Consider the following 19,557-nt stretch of genomic DNA (forward strand, 5'->3'; position numbering starts at 1 on the left):
TAATTAGTTATCAATTACCAGTCAAACCCGTTTAAGGAGATGAAGATGGACTCTGCTGTTGTGATTTTTTCAGGTGGACTCGACTCAACAACCGCTCTTTACTGGGCAAAGAGAAAGTTCAGAAGAGTTTACGCCATAACCTTTTACTACGGTCAGAGGCACTCTATAGAGGTTGAAATGGCCAAGAAAACGGCTGAAAGGGCAAAAGTTGATGAACACCTCCTCTTTGAGGTGGACCTTTCAAAGTTTGGAGGTTCTGCCCTGACGGATAAGAACTTGGAGGTTCCTGAAACTAAATCTGTTGAGGAGATAGAGGAGAGGGGAATTCCGATAACCTACGTTCCATTTAGAAATGGGGTTTTTATATCTATAGCTGCGTCTTACGCCGAAAGTAGGGGAACTACTAACATCGTTGGGGGATGGAACATCGTTGACTACAGCGGTTACCCTGACTGTAGGCCCGAGTTCCTCTCTGCAATGGAGGAGGCCTTAAACAGGGGAACGAAGTTAGGAAGTGAGGGGAAAGATTGGAAAATCCATGCTCCTTTAATAAAGTTAACAAAAGGTGAGATAATAAAACTTGGGCTTTCACTTGGAGCCGATTACTCCTACTCCATCTCATGCTACAGGGGAGAGGAAGTTCCCTGTATGAGGTGTGATAGCTGTATACTGAGGGCCAAGGGTTGGGCAGAAGTTGGAGAGGAGGACCACCTTATAAAGAGGTTGAAAGAGGAGGGAAAGATACTTGAGTAGGAAGTTTAAGTTAACTCAGACCGTCAGGGCATCCGGCTGAGGAGCAAAACTCAGCCCGGTCGGGCTTGAGAGAGCCCTATCTCAGATAAGTTTTCCCAAGGATGAGAACGTTTTAGTTGGGATGGATACTTCCGAGGATGCAGGAGTTTACAGGCTGAGTGATGAACTGGCCCTTGTTCAGACTGCAGACTTCATTACTCCGGTTGTTGATGACCCTTACGATTACGGACAGGTTGCCGTGGCCAATGCCCTTTCTGACGTTTATGCAATGGGAGGAAAGCCTATTACTGCTGTAAACCTCTTAATGTTTGACACGTGTAGAGTCCCCGAGGAGTTCTTAACTGAGATTTTAAGGGGAGGAGCCGATAAGTTAAGGGAGGCAGGAGTTTCACTTGTGGGAGGACATACCGTTGACGACTTAGAGACGAAGTACGGACTCTCAGTTACGGGAACTATTCACCCAGAAAAAATTGTAAGGAATTCAACTGCAAAGCCTGGAGACTTTTTAGTCTATACAAAGCCTTTAGGAATTGGCGTCCTAACTACTGCAGTAAAGGCAGACATGGCAACAGAGGAAGAGGTTGAGAGAGTCACAGAGGTCATGGTTCACCTCAATAAAATTGCCTCAGAGGTAATGGTAGAGGTAGGGATAAGTGCATGTACCGACGTTACAGGGTTCGGGTTCTTGGGACACCTCTACGAAATGGTTAAATTTAGCGGTGTTGGAGCTGAAGTTTACTCCTCAGAGTTTCTTATTTTAGAGGGAGCTCTTAACTACGCAGGTATGGGACTTTTACCTGCTGCTACCTACGATAACGAGGAGTACGTTGGAGATAGCGTAGTTTTTCCAGATGGATTTAACGACGACCTGAAAATGCTTCTCTTTGACCCTCAAACCTCTGGAGGGCTTTTAATCTCTGTACCTGAGGAAAAATTGTCAGAGCTCCTTGAAAAGTTGAAGGAGAGAGGGGAGCTCTGGAGCAGGGTGGTAGGTAGAATTACGGGAGGAAACAGAATAGAGGTAAGGTGAATTGAAGAAGAAGGTTGCTGTTATAAGTCTTGGATGCCCTAAGAACTTGGTTGATACGGAAACGATGGTTGGCCTGTTAAAGGCCACAGGTGACGTTGTTTTTGTGGATAACCTTCAGGATGCTGACATAATCTTAGTTAACACGTGCGGTTTCATTCAGCCTGCAAAGGAGGAGTCGATAGACGAGATTCTTAATGCCATTGAGGAGAAGAAGGAGAATCCTGAAAAGAAGGTGGTCGTTGCAGGATGTCTCTATCAGAGGTATAAGGAGGAGCTTAAAAAGGAGCTCCCCGAGGTTGATTCCTTTATTGGAACAAACGAGATTTTGAGTAGCGTTGAAAAAATTCTAAATAGAAAGGTTTCCTACTCAAAACCCTACCTTTTGAGGGAGATTCTAACTCCCAAACATATAGCCTACTTGAAGATTTCTGAAGGCTGTTCAAACGGGTGTACCTACTGTGCAATTCCCCTCATAAGGGGAGGACTGAGGAGCAGACCCATTGATGAGGTTTTTGATGAGGCAAAGAGACTTTCCGATTTGGGAGTGAGGGAGCTCTACGTAATAGCCCAGGATACAACCGCCTACCTCTACGATAGGGGTGAGAGGAATGGGCTTTTAAAACTCTTAGAAAGACTCGAAAGAATAGAGGGAATTGAGTGGATAAGGCTGATGTACACCTATCCCTCCCACATTTCCGATTCCCTCATAGACTTCATTTCAAACTCTGAAAAGGTTGTTAAGTACTTGGACGTTCCACTGCAGCACATCAGCGACAAGGTTCTCTCATCAATGGGAAGGAAGTACACAAGAGGGGATGCAGAAAAACTGATAGAAAAACTGAGAAGGAGAATTCCGGGAATAGCCATAAGAACGACCTTTATAGTTGGCTTTCCCACAGAAGGAGAGAGGGAGTTTGAGGAGCTCCACTCCTTTATAAAGGACTACCAGTTTGACTGGGTCGGATTTTTCAAGTACTACAGTGAAGAGGGAACCGTTGCCTACAAATTGGAGGATTTGCCAGGCGAGGTTAAGGAGTCAAGACTCTCCCTCTTAGAGGAGACACAGTTCTGGATTTATGAGAAGAAAAATAAGAGACTTGTAGGAAAGGAGTTTGATTTAATTGTTGATAGAGAGAGTGACGAGATGCCGGGGTTTTGGGAGGCAAGGAGCTACAGGAATGCCTACGAGATAGATGGAATTGTTTACCTGAAAGGTTCGTTCAAACCCGGAGAAATCGTTAGAGGGAAAGTTACGGAACTTGCAAGCAACGTTGATTTAATTGCAGAACCATCAAACGAAGGAAAAGAGGCGGAGTAGCAGGATGGAAAAGTTCAAAGTCAATAAAACGTATAAAGAGATTAACGAGAAGATAAGGAAGGGTGAGGCTGTAGTTGTTACGGCCGAAGAGATGATAGAGATTGTTGAGGAAATGGGAGTTGTTAAAGCTGCAGAGGAAGTTGATGTTGTTACTACAGGAACCTTTGGGGCAATGTGCTCCTCCGGTGCTTTTCTGAACGTCGGTCACACAAAGCCGAGAATGAAGATGGAGGAGATTTATCTAAACGGCGTTCCAGCCTACGGAGGGATTGCTGCCGTTGACCTCTACATTGGGGCTACTGCCCTTCCTGAGAACGACCCGAGAAACGAAGTGTATCCGGGAAGGTTTGAGTACGGTGGAGCCCACGTTATAGAGGAGTTGATTGCTGGAGAGGATATTGAACTTGAGGCCTACGCCTACGGAACGGACTGCTACCCGAGGAGGGAGATTAAGAAGCTCATAAACATAAAAACAATAAACGATGCAATTCTGTGCAGTCCGAGGAATGCATATCAGAACTACAACGTTGCAGTTAATAAGTCCTCTCGAACCATCTACACGTACATGGGAACGCTAAAGCCAAACTTTGGAAATGCAACCTATTCAGGAGCAGGGCAGCTCTCTCCCCTTATGAACGACCCCTTCTTCGAAACAATAGGAATTGGAACGAGAATATTCTTAGGCGGTGGAATTGGTTACGTGGCCTTTCACGGAACCCAACACTCTCCCTTTGGCGTTAGGAGGAGTAAGAAGGGGCAACCGATGGAGGGAGCTGGAACGTTGATGGTTGTCGGCGATATGAAACAGATGTCAACGGACTTTATAAAGGCTGCGTCTATCTTGGGGTACGGAGTTTCAATGTTTGTTGGAATTGGAATTCCAATTCCCATCCTGAACGAGAGGATTGCATACTACACTTCGGTTAAGGACGATGAGATATTTGCCCCAGTTATAGACTACTCTGTTGACTATCCGTCCGGAAATCCAAAGCCGATAAAGTATGTAAGTTACGGGGAGCTCCGAAGGGGTTTCATAGAGATAGAAGGAAAGAAGGTTCCAACCTCTCCCGTGTCATCCTACTTCAAGGCAAGGGAGATTGCAGAGATACTGAAGGAGTGGATAAGGAGCGGAAAGTTTGAAATATCAGAGCCTGCAGAAACCCTTCCGGCTCCAGAGCCAAACGTTGTTATAGAGTACGACAGGGAATACTAATATATTAGTATTAGTTTGACTTCAGCATCATAAAAATAAACGTATGAAATATGTTAGATTATATGATAGAGTAACCTAATCGAGGTGCCTTTTATGGGTGGTATTTGGGAATTGAATAAGTTAATACTATTTTTGATATTTTTTATCCCAGGGTTTATATCTAGTAAAGTTTATAGTTTGCTAGTTGCTAGTAAAGAGAGAAGTAATTACCTTTTAGATGCTATTGGTTATAGTTCTCTGAACTTTGCAGCTTTTTCCTGGCTGATTATTTTGATGCATTCAACTAAATTTTTTATTTATCATAAAATCTTATATTTCATTTTCTTATTTCTAATAATGTTTATTGCTCCTATTTTATGGCCGATTATCTATTTTAAAATATCAACAAGTACCTTCCTTTCTAAGTATATTTTACATCCCATTCAAAGTCCATGGGATTACGTATTCCGTAGGGGAAACTCTTATTGGGTAATCATTCATCTCAAAGATGGAAGGAAAATAGGAGGAAAATTTAGCACTAATTCGTTTGCATCTTCTTATCCTTCAAAAGAGCAAATATATTTAGAAGAAGTATGGAAATTAGATGAGAACGGTAGATTTAAAGAACCAGTGGAGAGTTCTCAAGGAATAATAATATTGGGTGATGAGATTTTAGCAGTAGAACTTTTTAAATAGGAGGGAAAGAAAATTGAAGGAAAGAAATAAAAGTGAGGTAACCTCGTCCGAGCAAAGTAAACAAGGATATATTAAAAAAGGATATCAGCCCACCCAAGGAAACTTAGGGAATCCTCCTCAAGGAGGATCTGGAGTTCCTCCGAAGAGTAATCTGCAGTCTGATAAAAAGGGAAAATAAACTATTAAAGCAGTGAAATTTAGTTTAGTAGTGAAATTATAGGCTAATAGTCAATAGATTACCGAGATTTCAGAATGTAACTTGAATGTTCTTAATAATTGGAATAGAAAGGACTGTGAATTATAGAGATTCAGTATTTATATAAAGTTATTCTCGAGTTTTATGAGTGATTTAATTAAGGAGCATACTTTATTACTATATTTTAGGAGGTTGTGTGAAGAGACCTGAGATTTTATCCCCTGCTGGGAATTTGGAAAAACTAAAGTTTGCAGTTGACTTTGGTGCAGATGCCGTCTATTTGGGAGGAAAACTTTTCAACTTGAGGGCTAAGGCGGGTAACTTTACGTTAGAGGAAATGGCACAGGGGATTGAATATGCTCATAAGAGGGGTGTAAAGGTTTACATTACCCTCAATGCCTTTGCAAGGAATGATGACTTCAAATCAATAGAAAAGTTTGTTGATGAGGTTAAGGAATTAAAACCTAATGCCTTCATCGTTTCAGACTTGGGCGTTTTATCAACCGTCAAGGAGAGAGCTCCGGAAATTGATGTCCACATTAGCACTCAGGCCAATACAACAAACTACAGAGCCGTAAAGGTATACAGGGATTTAGGTGCAAGTAGGATTGTTCTGGCAAGGGAACTCTCAATTCCGGAGATAAGGAGAATAAAGGAAGAAGTCCCGGAAATGGAGTTAGAGGTCTTTGTTCACGGTGCAATGTGTATGGCCTATTCGGGAAGGTGTCTTCTATCTAACTACCTCTCATACAGGGAGAGCAACAAGGGAGCCTGTTCACAGAGCTGTAGGTGGAAGTACTACTTGGTTGAGGAGACAAGGCTTGGGGAGTTTATTCCCATTGAGGAGGATGAAAACGGAACTTACATATTTAACTCGAAGGACCTATGTGCTTTACCAGTTTTGGATGAATTGGTTTCTGCCGGTGTCGATTCCTTAAAAATTGAGGGAAGGGTAAAGTCTGCATACTACGTTGCAGTTGTTACAAGTGTCTATAAGAGAGCTCTAAACCTTCTGTTAAGTGACAAAGAACTCTTTAAAAAGGAACTTCCAACTCTTTACTCTGAGCTTGAAAAGGTGAGCCATAGACCCTACACCCTTGGATTTTTAAAGGGAGGAGATGAAATTCTCCAGCACTACGAGACCAGCTCCTACATAAGGGACTACAAATTTTTAGGAATACACAGAGGGAACCTCTGGGATGTAAGGAACAGATTGGAAGTCGGTGATGAGGTTGAAGTTTTTACTCCTTCTGCCAACGTTTTGAAACTTAAGATTTTAGGAATTTACGTTGAGAAGAAAGGGAAATTTGTTCCATCAGGAGCTGCAAATCCCAACCAGAGAGCTCTGATAGAGTTTGACAGAGAGGTTGAAATTCCAGAGAACTCCCTTTTAAGAAGGAGGGAAGTTAAGACTCCCTCTCTATCCTCAGTATAGAGACGGCCGAAAGAAAGCAGACGAGGGAAAATGGAACAAAAGCCGTATTGCTTAGTGAGTTTAACAGGTATCCTAAGGAAAGGTTTCCAAGAAGTCCACTTACTCCCATAGCTCCCTGAAACACTCCGTATCCCGTTCCCCTCCTCTCTTCCTTAAAGAGGTCTCCTATGAGAGCTCTCTGAACCCCGTCCGTAACTCCTGCTCCAACTCCATACAGAACGAACGATAGAAGGAGAAAGGGCTCAGTTGTTTTAAATCCTAACGGTGAGAGAGAGAGTCCTGTAAAGGTATACCCTAAAAAAAGGACTTTCCTCCTTCCTACCCTGTCTGAGAGAGCTCCTAACGGATAGGAAACAATTAGGTAGGCGATATTTAGAAATAGGTAGAATAGGACTGCCTTTTGGTTTGATAGGAGTTTACCCGTTTCAAAAATCAGGAACATCGGGCTTACAGCTCCAAAGGCGTAGAGTGACAGGACAAGGATAATTTTGCCAATAGGTTTCTCTTCTCTTTTGCCTTTCCCTTTCTCTTCTGATTCTCCCTGAGTTTCCTTTAAAAAGAAGAGAGGAACGAGGGAAAAGACTGATACAAGAGCTCCAACAAAAATGGCATCCTTGATGGTCACTCCCGATTTTATGAGAAGGAGTGTCGATATAACCCCTAAGAGAGCTCCTGCCGTATCCGCACTCCTGTGGATTCCAAAGCTTCTTCCCTTCTCCTTTGAAATTGATAGAAGTGCATCCCTTGGAGCAGTTCTGATGCCCTTTCCAACCCTCTCTAAGGCTGAGAATAGGACAATTTGGGATACGGAGTTTGAAACGGCAATTAGGAACTTAAAAATTGATGAAGTGGCATAACCAGCAATTACTAAGGGTTTCCTTCTTTCAAACTTATCGGATATTACTCCCGATATTGGTTTTAGGAGATTTGATACAAGCTCCCTGAGTCCACTTAACGTCCCTAAGGCTACACTTCCCCCTCCAATCTGAATAAGGAGAAGTGGGAGAAGCGTAGTTATTATTTCACTTGAAAGGTCAGTTAAAAAACTGGTTAAGCTCAATAGAATAAGGTTTCTATTCATTCAGAACCTTTTTAAGATCATCAAAAAATCCCGGATAGGACGTTGATATACATTCAACGTCATCAATTTCAACGGGATTTTCTGTTATCAGGGAGGCAACAGTAAACGTCATTGCAATTCTATGGTCTCCATGGGAGAAGACCTTGCCTCCCTTCAGTTTCGTTTTCCCCCTAACAATTAGTCCATCTGGAAGTTCCTCGGCATCACCCCCTATATTTCTTAAGTTTTCAACGGTTGTTTTTATCCTGTCACTCTCCTTTACGCGGAGCTCCTCCGCATCTCTAATCACTGTCTCTCCTTCTGCCTGTGTTGCAAGGAGTGAAATTATCGGAATCTCATCTATAAGCGTTGGAATATCGCTTCCTCCGATTTCAATTCCTTTTATATTTGGAGAGTACCTAACTCTAATATCTGCAATTTCCTCACCTGATGAGGATTTAACGTTAAAGACCTCGTAATCTACACCCATTCTCTCAAAAACCTTTAAAATCCCTGTCCTTGTAGGGTTTATTATTACTTCCCTCAAAACAACTTCAGAGTTTGGAGTTACAGCAGCTCCTACCATGAAGAATGCGGCAGATGATATATCGGCAGGAACAGTTATCTCAATGTCCCTTTCCAATTCTCTGTTTTTTCCAAGTCTAACCGTTAAGCCATCCACCTCAACATCAACCCCGAAGGCCCTTAACATCCTCTCTGTGTGGTCTCTGCTCTTTGCAGGTTCTGTTACGGATACAGGCTCATCCGTAAAGAGCCCGGCAAGTAGGACTGCGGACTTCACCTGAGCTGAGGCCTTAGGGCTTTTGTAGTCTATACCTTTAAGTTTTCTCTTTCCTATTATTGTTAACGGAGGGTACTTTCCCCCTTCCCTTCCAAATATCTGGGCTCCCATCGTTCTGAGGGGAACTGCAATTCTGTCCATAGGCCTTTTTCTCAGGTACTGGTCTCCCGTTAGAACCGAATAAAAGGGTTGGCCAGATAGAATTCCAGAAATCAATCGGATAGAAGTTCCAGAGTTTCCGAGGTCTAAAACGTTAAAGGGCTCCTTTAATGACTGTTTCCCTTTTCCGTTGATAACAATTTCATCTTCCCTGTCATCAATCTCCGCACCCAATTCAACAAATGCCTTAAGTGTATTGAGGCAGTCCTCAGACCTTAAAAACTCCCTTACAACGGTTTTTCCCCTGTTCAAACTTCCAAGCATTACAGCCCTGTGTGAGATTGACTTGTCTGAAGGTGTTCTAAGTTTTCCAGATAATTTCTTTCCCCTAAAGTGAAAAACAGCCATCTATCCCTCAATCAAAGCAACGTTATTTAGAGAGTATAAATAATCCTCAATTCCCTTTGCTATTCCCTTAGCTATCTCCCACTGATAGCTACTTCTAAGGAGTCTCCTCCTGTCCAAAGGGTTGGTTAAAAAGCCACTTTCTATTAAAACTGCAGGTCTTCCCGGTGTTTTAAGAACAACGATGTTTCTCTGCATATCCCTTATTCCGTTTACAAGGTCATCATTTACACGTGCCTTTAGGTCTCTAACAATGGCCTCAGCCAATTTTGAGCTTTCGGCAAAGGTTACCGTTGTTGAGAGGTTTATCAGAGTTGGTGTTATACTCCAGCACATAACATCGTTGCAGATTCTTATCTTCTTGGCTACGGCCATAGCAGTTCTCTCTGCCTTTGCAAAGAGGTGGGGAGAGGCTTTGAAAACGGTTACTCCACTCCACTGTGGATAGTTTGGCATTGAATCTGCGTGGATACTTACAAAAGCATCAGCACACTCCTTTGCAGCAATCTCTGCCCTCTTGAGTAGTGGAACATAAACGTCCCTCGTTCGAGTCATTACAACTTTTATGTCACTTCTCTTTGATAGGAGTTTTCTTACCTTGAAAGCAATGGATAATGTAATCCTCTTTTCCTCAATAGTTGGGTGTTTAGACCTAACTGGCCAGACAGCTCCCGGGTCCTTTCCTCCGTGTCCCGGGTCTAATACAACAACCCTCTTTGGAACTCTCCTAACCTTACAGCTTATGGGAATGAATTCAGGAAAAACGTCAACCACTATCCTAAATGGCTTCCCTCTGCAGGATTTAAGTCCAAATATCTTAAACCTGTGGTAATTTTTAAGGGTTATTTTGACCTTTGTTCTACGCCTGTTAATCGGATAAACTGTAACTTCCCTTACCAAAGGACTTTTGAGTTTCTTCTTAAGTCTTCTAACAGCTCCAGCACCCTCTATCTCTAACCAGAGCTCCCTTTCCTTCAGTTTCTCCCTTATTCTCCTCTTTGGAATTTCCCCGGAACAGTCAAGGACAATTCTCGTTCTCTCACCATTTGAGGAATATCTAACACTGTATATTACAGTTCTGCGAATTCTCGCAGAAGCTGCTTCCGTTAAGAGTTCAAGAGCACTTCCCAATAGGAGAACTTTAAGGAGCTCCCTTCTGTTCATTCATTCCTCTCTTTATTGGCTATTCTAACAATTTTTACTTTTTAGGGCTATAATAAAAAGTAGGACAAAACCTAAAGAGGAGGGAGATATGGTAATAGAAGTTCAACCAAAGGAAGTTGATTACGATGCTCTTGCATTAAGGGTATTCTTAAAGGCCTTGGAGTTGATTGGTGGTCCTAGGGCACTCTTTGAGTACAGAAACTTAACTTGGGTTCCGAGTTTAATGGAAGCGGCATATGCAGTTGTTTTAAAGAACGAAGCGATGAAAACGGACGATGAAATTGCAGAGTTTATAGGAATTACAAAGCAAACTGTAAGGAATATGCTCTCTGCAGACCCTGAGCTTGTAATGGCGAAACTCCAGGGGGAGCTTGAGAGTAAAGAAGTAAAAGTACATACCGCTGGAGGCCTTGCTAAGAAGGCATACGAGGAAGTGAAGAGCGGTAACGACTACATAGCGTTTATTTCTTCTGTATGTGAGGAGTACGTTAAGAAACCCATGGAAGCCGTTGAGTCAGGTCAACCTGCACAGACGTGTCCCGATATAGGTCTTGTCTGGCCAGTTTATGTGCTGAAGGCCATTAAGGGCATGGATTTTCCCGTTGAGGAATCCAGTAAAGAGGAGTTAAAGGAACGTTTAAAAGGGATTAAAGTCAAGGATAAACAAGCCGAAGAGTTAGTTGATAAAATAGAGTTTCCCATTAAGAGCCCAGCAGACTTACTACATAAATTGGCTAATTCTGTAAAGGAATCTTAACTGCTTATGAACAGGTTAGATGAGGGAAAACTTAAACAGTTTATTATTGATAGGTTAGGCCTTCCCCCTCAACTTCTTGAGGGGGAGGACTGGGAAAAAAAATTAATAGAAAAGAAAATCCTCTCTGAGGAAAAACTTCTCTCACTCCTCTCGGAATTTTACGGTGTTCCTTATGTGGACTTAAGGAAGAAAGAGATTCCAATAGATATAGTTAAAGTAATTCCAAGAGCTACGGCGGAAAAGCTACTCGTTCTTCCCTTTGAAAAGAGAGGACCTGTTCTTAGACTTGCAATGGCAGACCCTTCCAACATTCAAGCAAGGGAAAGGGTAAGGTTCACAACAGGATTTAGGGTTGAACCTTACGTTGCTCTGACGTTTAGAATAAAGGAAAAGTTGGAGGAAATTTACGGAAAGGCTGAGGAGGAGTTCTTTTCAAAAATAAAAGAAGAGATTGAACTTGGCAAAGAAACGGGGGAAAAGGAGGAGACTCTTTCTCTATCATCAAAAACCTCTCAGGTTATTACTCTCGATGACCTGAAGAGCTTAGCCTCTCAGGCTCCAATAGTTAAACTTGTCAATGCAATTATTCTCGAAGCCCTTAAAAAGGGAGCTTCCGATATCCACATCGAACCCTTTGAAAAGGAAGTGAGAATCAGGTACAGGATAGATGGTATTCTCCACATTGTTGCAAAGTATTCCCCAGATATAAAGGATGCCATCGTTGCGAGAATAAAGGTTCTAAGTGGGCTTGATATAGCAGAGAAGAGGTTGCCACAGGATGGCCGAATGAAGGCTACCTTTCAAGGAAGGCAGATAGACTTTAGGGTATCGACAGTCCCAACGGTGTTTGGAGAAAAGGTAGTTTTGAGAATTCTTGATAGAGGCTCTCTGAAGTTAAATCTCTCTGAATTGGGCTTAGAAGACAGGGAATATAAGCTTTTAATGGAGGCCATCCATTCGCCCTATGGAATGATTTTAGTTACAGGCCCAACCGGTTCCGGTAAAACAACTACTCTCTACTCTGTCCTTATGACTATTAATAAGCCAGAAGTGAACATTATGACGGTTGAGGACCCGGTTGAGTACAACATTTATGGAATAAATCAAGTTCAGGTTATTCCTGAAATAGGTTTAACATTTGCAAGAGTTTTAAGGTCCTTTTTAAGACAGGACCCTGATATAATTATGGTAGGTGAGATAAGGGATACTGAAACGGCAGAGATTGCGATAGAGGCTGCTCTAACAGGTCACCTTGTCCTTTCAACCCTCCATACTAACGATGCCCCCAGTACGGTAACAAGACTTGTAGACATGGGGATTGAACCTTTCTTAGTTGCCTCATCTATTATACTCGTAGTTGCTCAAAGACTTGCCAGAAAGATTTGTCCCTACTGTAAAGCTCCATACGATTACCCAGTTGAGGTTCTTAAGGAAGTCGGTTTTACCGATGAGGAGATAAAGGGATTAAAAACCTACAAGGGAATGGGTTGTGAAAAGTGTAACTATACAGGATACAAGGGAAGGATTGGGCTTTACGAGGTTATGGAGGTTGTTCCTGAAATTAAGGATGCAATAATTAAGGGAAAAACTGCAGATGAAATAAGGATAATTGCCAAGAAATACGGAATGAGAACGCTTAGAGAGATAGGTAAAATAAAAATAGCAAAAGGAATTACCACTCCTGAGGAGATACTCAGGGTAACAAGGAGTTACTGAATTGAAGGGGTTAGTAGGGAAGAGGAAACTACTTAGGATTTTCATAGGTTTGGAAGATAAGTATAGAGGAAAACCTTTGTGGGAATATATATTAACACTTGTTAAGGAAAATGGACTTTCGGGAGCTACCGTTTTTAAGGCAGCTGCCGGTATAGGAGCTCACTCGGAGCTCCGCACCTTCTCGGTCTGGCGCCTTTCACAGGACCTTCCCGTTGTTATTGAAATAATTGACAGGGAAGAGAGGATTAGGGATTTCCTAAATGTCATTGATGAAATAATAGAAGAGGGGCTTATTGTCCTTCAGGATGTGGAAGTAATCTCTTACAGACATAGGGGAAGTTAATGCAAATAGGAACTGTTGAGTTGGGAAGTATACCAAGAGTTATAGTTGCTCTGGGAGAAAACTACGTTGAAGGACTGGAAAGAGCTCTCAGGTTAAAGATAGACCTGATTGAAGCCCGTTTGGATTTACTGCCAGAGAAAACTCCCGATGAATTTAAGAAGTTCTTAGATTCTGTTGCCGACTACGGATTTTATGCAGTCTCCACGTTAAGGCCCGTTTGGGAGGGTGGAAAGTTTGAAGGAACGGAGTCTGAAAGGTTAAAACTCCTTAAACGTGTAGTTTCCCACCCTGCTACTGGAGCAGTTGATGTTGAACTGAGAAGTGAAATACTTGACGATGTAAGGGAACTCTGCAAAGAAAAGGGAAAAAAGCTGATAGTTTCCTATCACGATTTCAAAAAAACTCCCGAAAATTCAGAAATAGAGGAAATTTTAGAAAGGGCAAAAGGAAAGGGGGCCGATATCGTTAAGGTTGCATTTATGGGAAGAGTTAAGAATGACGCTTCGAGGGTCTGTTGTCTTCTTTCCAAATTTGAATTTCCAAAAATCTTCATTGTAATGGGAGAGTTTGGAGCTTTTACAAGGGTTGTAGGTTTTTCCTTCGGTTCTCTACTTACCTACACGTTCTTCGGCAGGCCAGTGGCTCCGGGTCAGATAGAGGCCGAAAGGCTTATTAAACTCCTGTCGAACCTCTACTCTGACTACAGAAAGCAGAGGGAGAAATTTTTCCCTCAAAATTTCCTTGAGGTGATATAATTAAGGTCATGAATTCCAACGTTTTTATATACTCAACTGCAGTTCTTTACTTCATCTCCTCCCTCCACTACTTGCTCTACTTGATAGTTAGAAAGGAAAAGGTATCCAAAGTCGGTCTTTACTCAGCAAGGTTTGGGTTCCTGACAAACCTTATCGGTCTGATACTTCTCCTTTTTGAAAAGGGAACTTTATCCCTCTTTACTCCTAAGGGAGCTCTACTCTTATTCTCCCTCAGTATTGTTTCCGTATTTCTCTACTTTTCAACTAAGCACAGGATTTCACTTTCAGGTGCCTTTCTAATGCCCTGGGCTTTTATTCTGTCGTTTGCTTCCTCAATTTCCTCAGGGATACCAAAGGAGCTCTTTCCCGTTGGGAGTGTAGGTTTAATTCATATAGTTTCGGCCTTTATAGGTTACAGTGCCTTTGTAGTTTCGGCCGTTTTCTCAGTAATCTACCTGATATTTGAAAGGCACTTGAAGAGAAAAAAGTTTTCAATATTTTTCCAAAAACTTCCCTCTCTTTCTCTAATTGAATCAATAGTCTACAACTCTATTACGTTGGGTTTTGTCTTTATTACTTTTTCAATGTTTGCCGGAGCAGTCTGGTCACAGAAACTGTTCGGAACCTACTGGAGCTGGCATCCCAAGCAGGTCATTACACTCATAACCTGGTTCGTCTATGCCGGAATTATCCACCTCTACCTTTACGCTCAGTGGAAGGGAAAGAAACTGTGCTATTTGAGCATTTTAGGTTTCATTGTGATAATGTTAAACTTCTTTGGGATAAACTTTCTATCGTCAAAGGATATCCACTCGTTTAAGGGGTAGAGATGGGAGAGTTAAAACTGTGCTGTTTGGGGGTGAGTCACAAGACTGCTCCTGTTGAGGTAAGGGAGAAGTTCTCTTTCAAGAATGAAGACTTAGAGAGAAATCTGCTGAAGCTTAACTCCTTTCATTCTATTGACGAAATCTTCATCCTCTCAACCTGTAACAGGGTTGAAATTTACTTTACCACCCGTTCTGAGACGCCTTTTAAGGAATTAATAGACTTTTTGATAGAGGAAAAAAATTCCTCTCTTGATGAAATAAACAGACACTTCTATAGAAAGATTGATAAGAATGCAGTAAGACACGGCTTTTACGTTGCCTCAAGTCTTGATTCAATGGTTGTTGGAGAGCCCCAAATCGTGGGACAGTTTAAGGATGCCTTTTCATTGGCTAAGGATTTAGGAACCGTTGGAACGGTTCTGTGCAGGTTCTGTGAAACTGCCCTTAAGGTCTCAAAGAGGGTTAGAACTGAAACGGGAATTTCGAGAAATGCTGTTTCTATAAGTTTTGCAGCCGTTGAGCTTGCAAAGAAGATATTTGGTTCCTTAAACGGCAAGAACGTTGCAATTATCGGTGCAGGTGAAATGGCAGAGCTTGCCGTAAAACACCTAATCGCAAACGGGGTTTCAGATGTATTTGTTGTAAACAGAACATTTGAGAGGGCACAAAAGCTTGCTGAAGAGTTCGGAGGAAAGCCCTTCCCTCTGACGGAGCTCTCCTCAGTTTTGAAAGTATCCGACATTGTTATAAGTTCAACGGGAGCTCCCGGCTACGTCCTAACAACTGAAAACGTCCTACCCTCGATAAAGGAGAGGTCAAACAGGCCGATGTTTTTGATAGATATAGCCGTCCCAAGGGATATAGACCCTTCACTAAACAACTATGAAAACCTCTACGTTTACGATATTGATGACCTTCAACAGGTTGTTGAGGCAAACATAAGGGAGAGGTTAAAGGAAGCTGAAACTGCAAAGAAAATAATAGAGGGTTACGTAGAGAGATTCTTAAAGTGGATGAGGGAGCTTGAGATAGCCCCCCTCATTGCAGAGCTCAAAGAGAGAGCTGAGGCAATAAGGTTAGAGGTTCTATCAAAGAGGCTGAAAAAACTCAACTTGACTCCCGAGCAGGAGGAGGAGGTAAACAACATAACGAGAATAATAATAAACAAGCTCCTCCATCAACCTATTACAAATGTAAAGAGGAAGGCTGTAGAGGATGAGAGTAAGAGCCAGATAGTTCAGGTTTTCAGGGAAATATTTGGACTTGGAAAGGAGTAGGGAATGGTCATAAGAATAGGAACGAGAAAGAGCAAACTGGCACTGTGGCAGTCTGAATGGGTGAAGCTCCAAATAGAGAAGAAGTTTCCGGACGTTAGGGTAGAGTTGGTTAAGATAACAACGAAAGGAGACAAGATTCTCGATGTTCCCCTCGCAAAGATTGGAGATAAGGGTCTCTTTACAAAGGAGATTGAGGATGCAATGCTGAGAGGGGAGGTTGATATAGCAGTTCACAGCCTGAAGGACGTTCCTACTAAGCTTCCAGAGGGCTTAAAGCTTATGGCGTTCTCAGATAGAGAGGACCCGAGGGATGCTTTACTTTCAAACGGAAGGTACACACTTTCAAATCTCCCTGAAGGTGCAGTTGTTGGAACGAGCTCTTTACGTAGAAGGGCTCAGTTAAAGATTATCCGTCCCGATTTAAGGATAGAGGATTTAAGGGGAAACGTTGATACGAGGATAAGAAAGCTTAAAGAAGGAAATTACGATGCAATCATACTTGCAGCTGCAGGTGTAAAGAGACTTGGCTGGGAGGAAGAGATTGATGAAATTCTCTCTCCAAGCGTTATGATTCCCTCCGTATCTCAGGGTATTTTAGGAATTGAAGGAAGGGAAGGGGATAAGGAAGTAGAAAGTATTGTCAGGGAAGCAGTAAACTCAACCGAATCTGAAGTTGCTGCAACTATTGAGAGGGCTTTTCTAAGGACTGTTGAGGGGGGATGTCAGGTTCCATTGGGGTGTTATACAGTTGTTAACGGAGAAAGGGTTCACGTTAGGGCGTTTATTTCAGACCTTAACGGGGAGTTTTTCCACAAGGAAGAGGGAGTTTTTGAAGTTAAGGACCTTGAAGAAGCAGATAAGTTAGGAGTATCAGTGGCCGAGAGGCTTCTCTCTGCAGGAGGAAGGGAAATTTTAGAGGAGCTCCTAAGGTGTCAGTAAGGGTCTTTATCTCTTCAAAACTTCCGGAAAATCTAAAGGAGAGGTTATCCGGTAAGGTAGAACTCCTTGATGTTCCCCTAATTAAAACTAAATATTTGGACTTTAATCCACTGATATTGGATGCATTTCAGCCGGATTTTGTCGTCTTTACAAGTAAAAATGGCGTAAAGTATTTTCTCTCAAGGGTTAATTCGAGTAAACTTAGAGAATACTCTATTGTATCTGTTGGGAAATCAACATCAAAACTGCTTAAAATTTACGGTTTGGAGTCTACCTATCCTGAAAAATTCAGTGCTAACGGTTTAATTTCCATGTTTGAAGGAAAAAGTTTAGCTGGGAAAAGGTTTTTAATCGTTAGACCAAAGGTAGCGAACAAAAGTTTTATTGAATTCTTAAGGAAAAATGGTGCTGTTGTAGAGGAGGTTATTTCTTACGAGACGATTTCAGACTTTTCCCTCTCTGAAGAAGTTCTAAATTTCTTTAAGAAGGGTGTTGATTTTGCGGCCTTTACAAGTCCTTCCAATCTAAAGACCTTTTTGAGAATAGTTCAAAGGGAGTACATCAAAGAAACTAAGTTAATTCCAATAGGAACTACAACAGAGAGAGCCCTGATAGAAGGAGGATTACCTGTTTATAAACTTCCCGAGGAATTTTCCTTGGAAGGGATTGTAACTTTAATAGAAAAGGAATTAAAATTTCCCTAAAAATTTCCGATAATATTACTGAGGATAATCGGAGGAAGAGTATTGAAAATAGACAGGCTCTCTGCAGAAGTTTTAAGATATCTAAGTCAGGATAAAAGGGTTAGAAATGGCGAAAATAACAGTTCAGAGAGATACTCTAACAATGTTACGGATAGCTCTTCTGTTGGGGAAATCTCTGTTGAAATAACTAAAGAACTTAGAGATTTTGAACCTCCAAAAGTTTCTAAGGAAAAGGTTGAAGAGATAAAAAGAGCTCTAAAGGAGGGAAAGTATCAGGTTAATCCCCATAAAATTTCCGAGGCAATCATTCAGGAAATTTTCGGTGACTAACCCTGTAAACGTAGGCAAGAATTTCTGCAACTGCTCTGTAAAGTTCTGGGGGAATCTCCTCTCCAACATCGAGAGCTATCAAAAACTCTACCAAATCCCTGTCCTCTAAAATTTCCACTCCTACCTCTTTTGCCAGTTCAACAATCTTTTCAGCAACGATACCCCTTCCCTTTGCTACAACTTTTGGAGCTCTATCCTTTTCCCTTTCATACTTTAGTGCTACTGCCTTCTTAATTCCATCTTCCATAAGTTTAATTATAAAATTCCAGAGCAATTTCTATTAGGAGGAGTTTTATGAGCGTTAGAGTAAGGTTTGCTCCAAGTCCTACCGGATTTATGCACGTTGGAAATGCAAGGACAGCTCTTTTTAACTACCTGTTTGCAAGGCACAACGGTGGAAAGTTTGTTCTAAGAGTTGAGGATACAGACTTAGAGAGGCACAGTGAGGAAGCTGTTAATGTTATATACGAGGCACTTAAGTGGATGGGAATTAACTGGGACGAAGGACCAGATGTCGGAGGACCTTACGGGCCTTACAGACAGTCTGAAAGGTTGGACATTTACAGGGAGTACATTGAAAAGTTGAAGGAAAGGGGACTCGTCTACGAGTGTTACTGTACTCCTGAAGAGTTGGAGGAAATGAGGAAAAAGCAGCTTGAGAGGGGAGAACCTCCAAGGTACACCGGAAAGTGTAGGAATTTAACGGAAGAAGAAAGGGAAAAATTGAAGGCAGAAGGTAGAAAGCCTGTTCTCAGGTTCAAGGTTCCTGAAGACCAGGAAATAGTTTTCAACGATTTGATAAAGGGAGAAATAAGGATAAACAGCAGGCAGTTGGGAGGAGATTTTGTCATTGTTCGCTCAAACGGAATGCCCGTTTACAACTTTGTTGTTGTAATTGATGATGCTCTGATGAAAATAACCCACGTAATAAGGGGAGAGGACCACATTTCAAACACTCCAAAGCAGATACTTCTCTACAGGGCTCTTGGCTTTAACCCTCCTCAGTTTGCCCACCTTCCCATGATTTTAGGAGCTGACAGGAGCAAACTTTCAAAGCGCCACGGTTCAACCTCCGTTAGAGAATTTAAGGAGAAGGGATACTTACCTGAGGCCTTTACGAACTTCTTGGCCCTCCTCGGCTGGTATCCAAAGGACGGGAAAGAGATTCTCTCAATGGAAGAGCTCATAGAGAGGTTTGACATAAGGGACGTAAACAGTGCTCCTGCAGTCTTTGACACAACGAAACTCAACTGGTTAAATCAGGTCTACATCAGAAACTACGACCTTGATAAGCTCTTAGACCTCGTAGTTCCTTACTTGGAAAAAGCAGGATTTGACGTTTCGAAGTTTGAGAGGGACTGGTTAAAAAAAGTCCTTGAAGTAACGAGGGAGTACTTTACGGTTCTCTCAGATGCTCCTAAGTATATAGAAACATTCTTAAAGGACGAATTTGAAATATCTGATGAAGCCAAGGAATTCCTTAAAGAAAATCCCGAAAGAATTAAGGTTATTGAACTCTTTTACGAAAAACTAAAAAAATTTGATGGAGAGCTCTCCCAGGATTCGTTTAAAAAGCTCGTAAAGGAGGTTGGAAAAGAGCTTAAAGTTAAGGGTAAAAACCTGTTTATGCCCGTAAGAATTGCTCTTACAGGTAAGATGAGCGGTGTAGAGCTCCCTATTCTTGTAGAACTTCTTGGAAAGGAGAGAACCTTGAGGAGAATTGAAAACACGTTAAATCACTTCAAATCCTAAGGAGATA

The 19,557-nt window shown here is 41.9% G+C and carries 21 protein-coding genes; 17 read left to right on the plus strand and 4 right to left on the minus strand.

Annotation, left to right across the window (positions count from 1 at the left end):
- The first annotated feature begins 45 nt into the window (after positions 1 to 45).
- The 7 genes from queC (at position 46) to FN732_RS02130 (ending at position 6,620) form a co-directional block, all read left to right on the plus strand.
- Positions 46 to 753 (plus strand): 7-cyano-7-deazaguanine synthase QueC, encoded by a 708-nt coding sequence (gene queC / locus FN732_RS02105; RefSeq protein WP_142934152.1) that lies wholly within the window; start codon positions 46 to 48, stop codon positions 751 to 753.
- On the plus strand, positions 746 to 1,783 hold the full coding sequence (gene selD / locus FN732_RS02110; RefSeq protein ID WP_142934154.1) for a selenide, water dikinase SelD: 1,038 nt from the start codon (positions 746 to 748) through the stop codon (positions 1,781 to 1,783). Before queC ends, selD begins: the two co-directional genes overlap by 8 nt.
- 1 nt (position 1,784) lies before the next feature.
- Complete coding sequence (gene rimO / locus FN732_RS02115; protein ID WP_142934156.1) at positions 1,785 to 3,101, plus strand: 30S ribosomal protein S12 methylthiotransferase RimO; 1,317 nt, start codon at positions 1,785 to 1,787, stop codon at positions 3,099 to 3,101.
- A 4-nt stretch (positions 3,102 to 3,105) separates the two neighbouring features.
- On the plus strand, positions 3,106 to 4,314 hold the full coding sequence (locus FN732_RS02120) for a homocysteine biosynthesis protein (protein ID WP_142934158.1): 1,209 nt from the start codon (positions 3,106 to 3,108) through the stop codon (positions 4,312 to 4,314).
- Between the two features lie 93 nt (positions 4,315 to 4,407).
- On the plus strand, positions 4,408 to 4,989 hold the full coding sequence (locus FN732_RS02125) for a DUF6338 family protein (protein ID WP_221928589.1): 582 nt from the start codon (positions 4,408 to 4,410) through the stop codon (positions 4,987 to 4,989).
- Between the two features lie 13 nt (positions 4,990 to 5,002).
- Positions 5,003 to 5,167, plus strand: a complete 165-nt coding sequence (locus FN732_RS09545) for a hypothetical protein (protein WP_185954214.1) — start codon at positions 5,003 to 5,005, stop codon at positions 5,165 to 5,167.
- 214 nt (positions 5,168 to 5,381) lie between these two features.
- Positions 5,382 to 6,620, plus strand: coding sequence for a peptidase U32 family protein (locus FN732_RS02130; RefSeq protein ID WP_142934163.1), 1,239 nt, complete (start codon positions 5,382 to 5,384; stop codon positions 6,618 to 6,620).
- Here the strand turns inward: FN732_RS02130 and FN732_RS02135 are convergent.
- The 3 genes from FN732_RS02135 to FN732_RS02145 are packed head-to-tail and all read right to left on the minus strand — an operon-like array spanning position 6,592 to position 10,150.
- The gene (locus FN732_RS02135) at positions 6,592 to 7,701 is read right to left on the minus strand and encodes an MFS transporter (protein WP_142934165.1); all 1,110 of its coding nucleotides are present in this window, start codon (positions 7,699 to 7,701) and stop codon (positions 6,592 to 6,594) included. The genes FN732_RS02130 and FN732_RS02135 overlap by 29 nt on opposite strands.
- The gene (gene aroA / locus FN732_RS02140; RefSeq protein ID WP_142934167.1) at positions 7,694 to 8,989 is read right to left on the minus strand and encodes a 3-phosphoshikimate 1-carboxyvinyltransferase; all 1,296 of its coding nucleotides are present in this window, start codon (positions 8,987 to 8,989) and stop codon (positions 7,694 to 7,696) included. Before aroA ends, FN732_RS02135 begins: the two co-directional genes overlap by 8 nt.
- The gene (locus FN732_RS02145) at positions 8,990 to 10,150 is read right to left on the minus strand and encodes an N-acetylmuramoyl-L-alanine amidase family protein (protein ID WP_142934170.1); all 1,161 of its coding nucleotides are present in this window, start codon (positions 10,148 to 10,150) and stop codon (positions 8,990 to 8,992) included.
- Between the two features lie 88 nt (positions 10,151 to 10,238).
- Between FN732_RS02145 and FN732_RS02150 the strand changes: the two genes are divergently transcribed.
- The 9 genes from FN732_RS02150 to flgM are packed head-to-tail and all read left to right on the plus strand — an operon-like array spanning position 10,239 to position 17,798.
- Positions 10,239 to 10,907, plus strand: a complete 669-nt coding sequence (locus FN732_RS02150; protein WP_142934172.1) for a bacterio-opsin activator — start codon at positions 10,239 to 10,241, stop codon at positions 10,905 to 10,907.
- A 6-nt stretch (positions 10,908 to 10,913) separates the two neighbouring features.
- Positions 10,914 to 12,623: a type IV-A pilus assembly ATPase PilB gene (pilB, locus tag FN732_RS02155; protein WP_142934175.1), complete on the plus strand. Its 1,710-nt coding sequence runs from the start codon at positions 10,914 to 10,916 to the stop codon at positions 12,621 to 12,623.
- 1 nt (position 12,624) lies between these two features.
- A complete protein-coding gene (locus tag FN732_RS02160) occupies positions 12,625 to 12,966 on the plus strand; it encodes a DUF190 domain-containing protein (protein WP_142934177.1) in 342 nt (113 codons plus the stop codon).
- Positions 12,966 to 13,721, plus strand: coding sequence for a type I 3-dehydroquinate dehydratase (aroD, locus tag FN732_RS02165; RefSeq protein WP_142934179.1), 756 nt, complete (start codon positions 12,966 to 12,968; stop codon positions 13,719 to 13,721). Before FN732_RS02160 ends, aroD begins: the two co-directional genes overlap by 1 nt.
- Before the next feature lie 8 nt (positions 13,722 to 13,729).
- A complete protein-coding gene (locus tag FN732_RS02170; protein WP_142934181.1) occupies positions 13,730 to 14,548 on the plus strand; it encodes a cytochrome C assembly family protein in 819 nt (272 codons plus the stop codon).
- 2 nt (positions 14,549 to 14,550) lie between these two features.
- The gene (hemA, locus tag FN732_RS02175; protein WP_142934183.1) at positions 14,551 to 15,825 is read left to right on the plus strand and encodes a glutamyl-tRNA reductase; all 1,275 of its coding nucleotides are present in this window, start codon (positions 14,551 to 14,553) and stop codon (positions 15,823 to 15,825) included.
- Between the two features lie 3 nt (positions 15,826 to 15,828).
- Positions 15,829 to 16,764, plus strand: a complete 936-nt coding sequence (gene hemC, locus FN732_RS02180) for a hydroxymethylbilane synthase (protein ID WP_142934185.1) — start codon at positions 15,829 to 15,831, stop codon at positions 16,762 to 16,764.
- Positions 16,755 to 17,468, plus strand: coding sequence for a uroporphyrinogen-III synthase (locus FN732_RS02185; protein WP_185954215.1), 714 nt, complete (start codon positions 16,755 to 16,757; stop codon positions 17,466 to 17,468). Before hemC ends, FN732_RS02185 begins: the two co-directional genes overlap by 10 nt.
- A gap of 42 nt (positions 17,469 to 17,510) precedes the next feature.
- Complete coding sequence (gene flgM / locus FN732_RS02190) at positions 17,511 to 17,798, plus strand: flagellar biosynthesis anti-sigma factor FlgM (protein ID WP_185954216.1); 288 nt, start codon at positions 17,511 to 17,513, stop codon at positions 17,796 to 17,798.
- On the opposite strand, the gene FN732_RS02195 is transcribed toward flgM, so the two are convergent.
- Entirely contained in the window at positions 17,773 to 18,045 is a 273-nt protein-coding gene (locus tag FN732_RS02195) for an EscU/YscU/HrcU family type III secretion system export apparatus switch protein (protein ID WP_185954217.1), read from the minus strand. The genes flgM and FN732_RS02195 overlap by 26 nt on opposite strands.
- Positions 18,046 to 18,092: 47 nt before the next feature.
- Here FN732_RS02195 and gltX point away from each other — a divergent pair, with 47 nt between their 5' ends.
- Complete coding sequence (gltX, locus tag FN732_RS02200; protein WP_142934200.1) at positions 18,093 to 19,550, plus strand: glutamate--tRNA ligase; 1,458 nt, start codon at positions 18,093 to 18,095, stop codon at positions 19,548 to 19,550.
- The last annotated feature ends 7 nt before the right edge of the window (positions 19,551 to 19,557 follow it).

The organism is Balnearium lithotrophicum, from assembly GCF_900182585.1.
GTDB lineage: Bacteria > Aquificota > Aquificia > Desulfurobacteriales > Desulfurobacteriaceae > Balnearium > Balnearium lithotrophicum.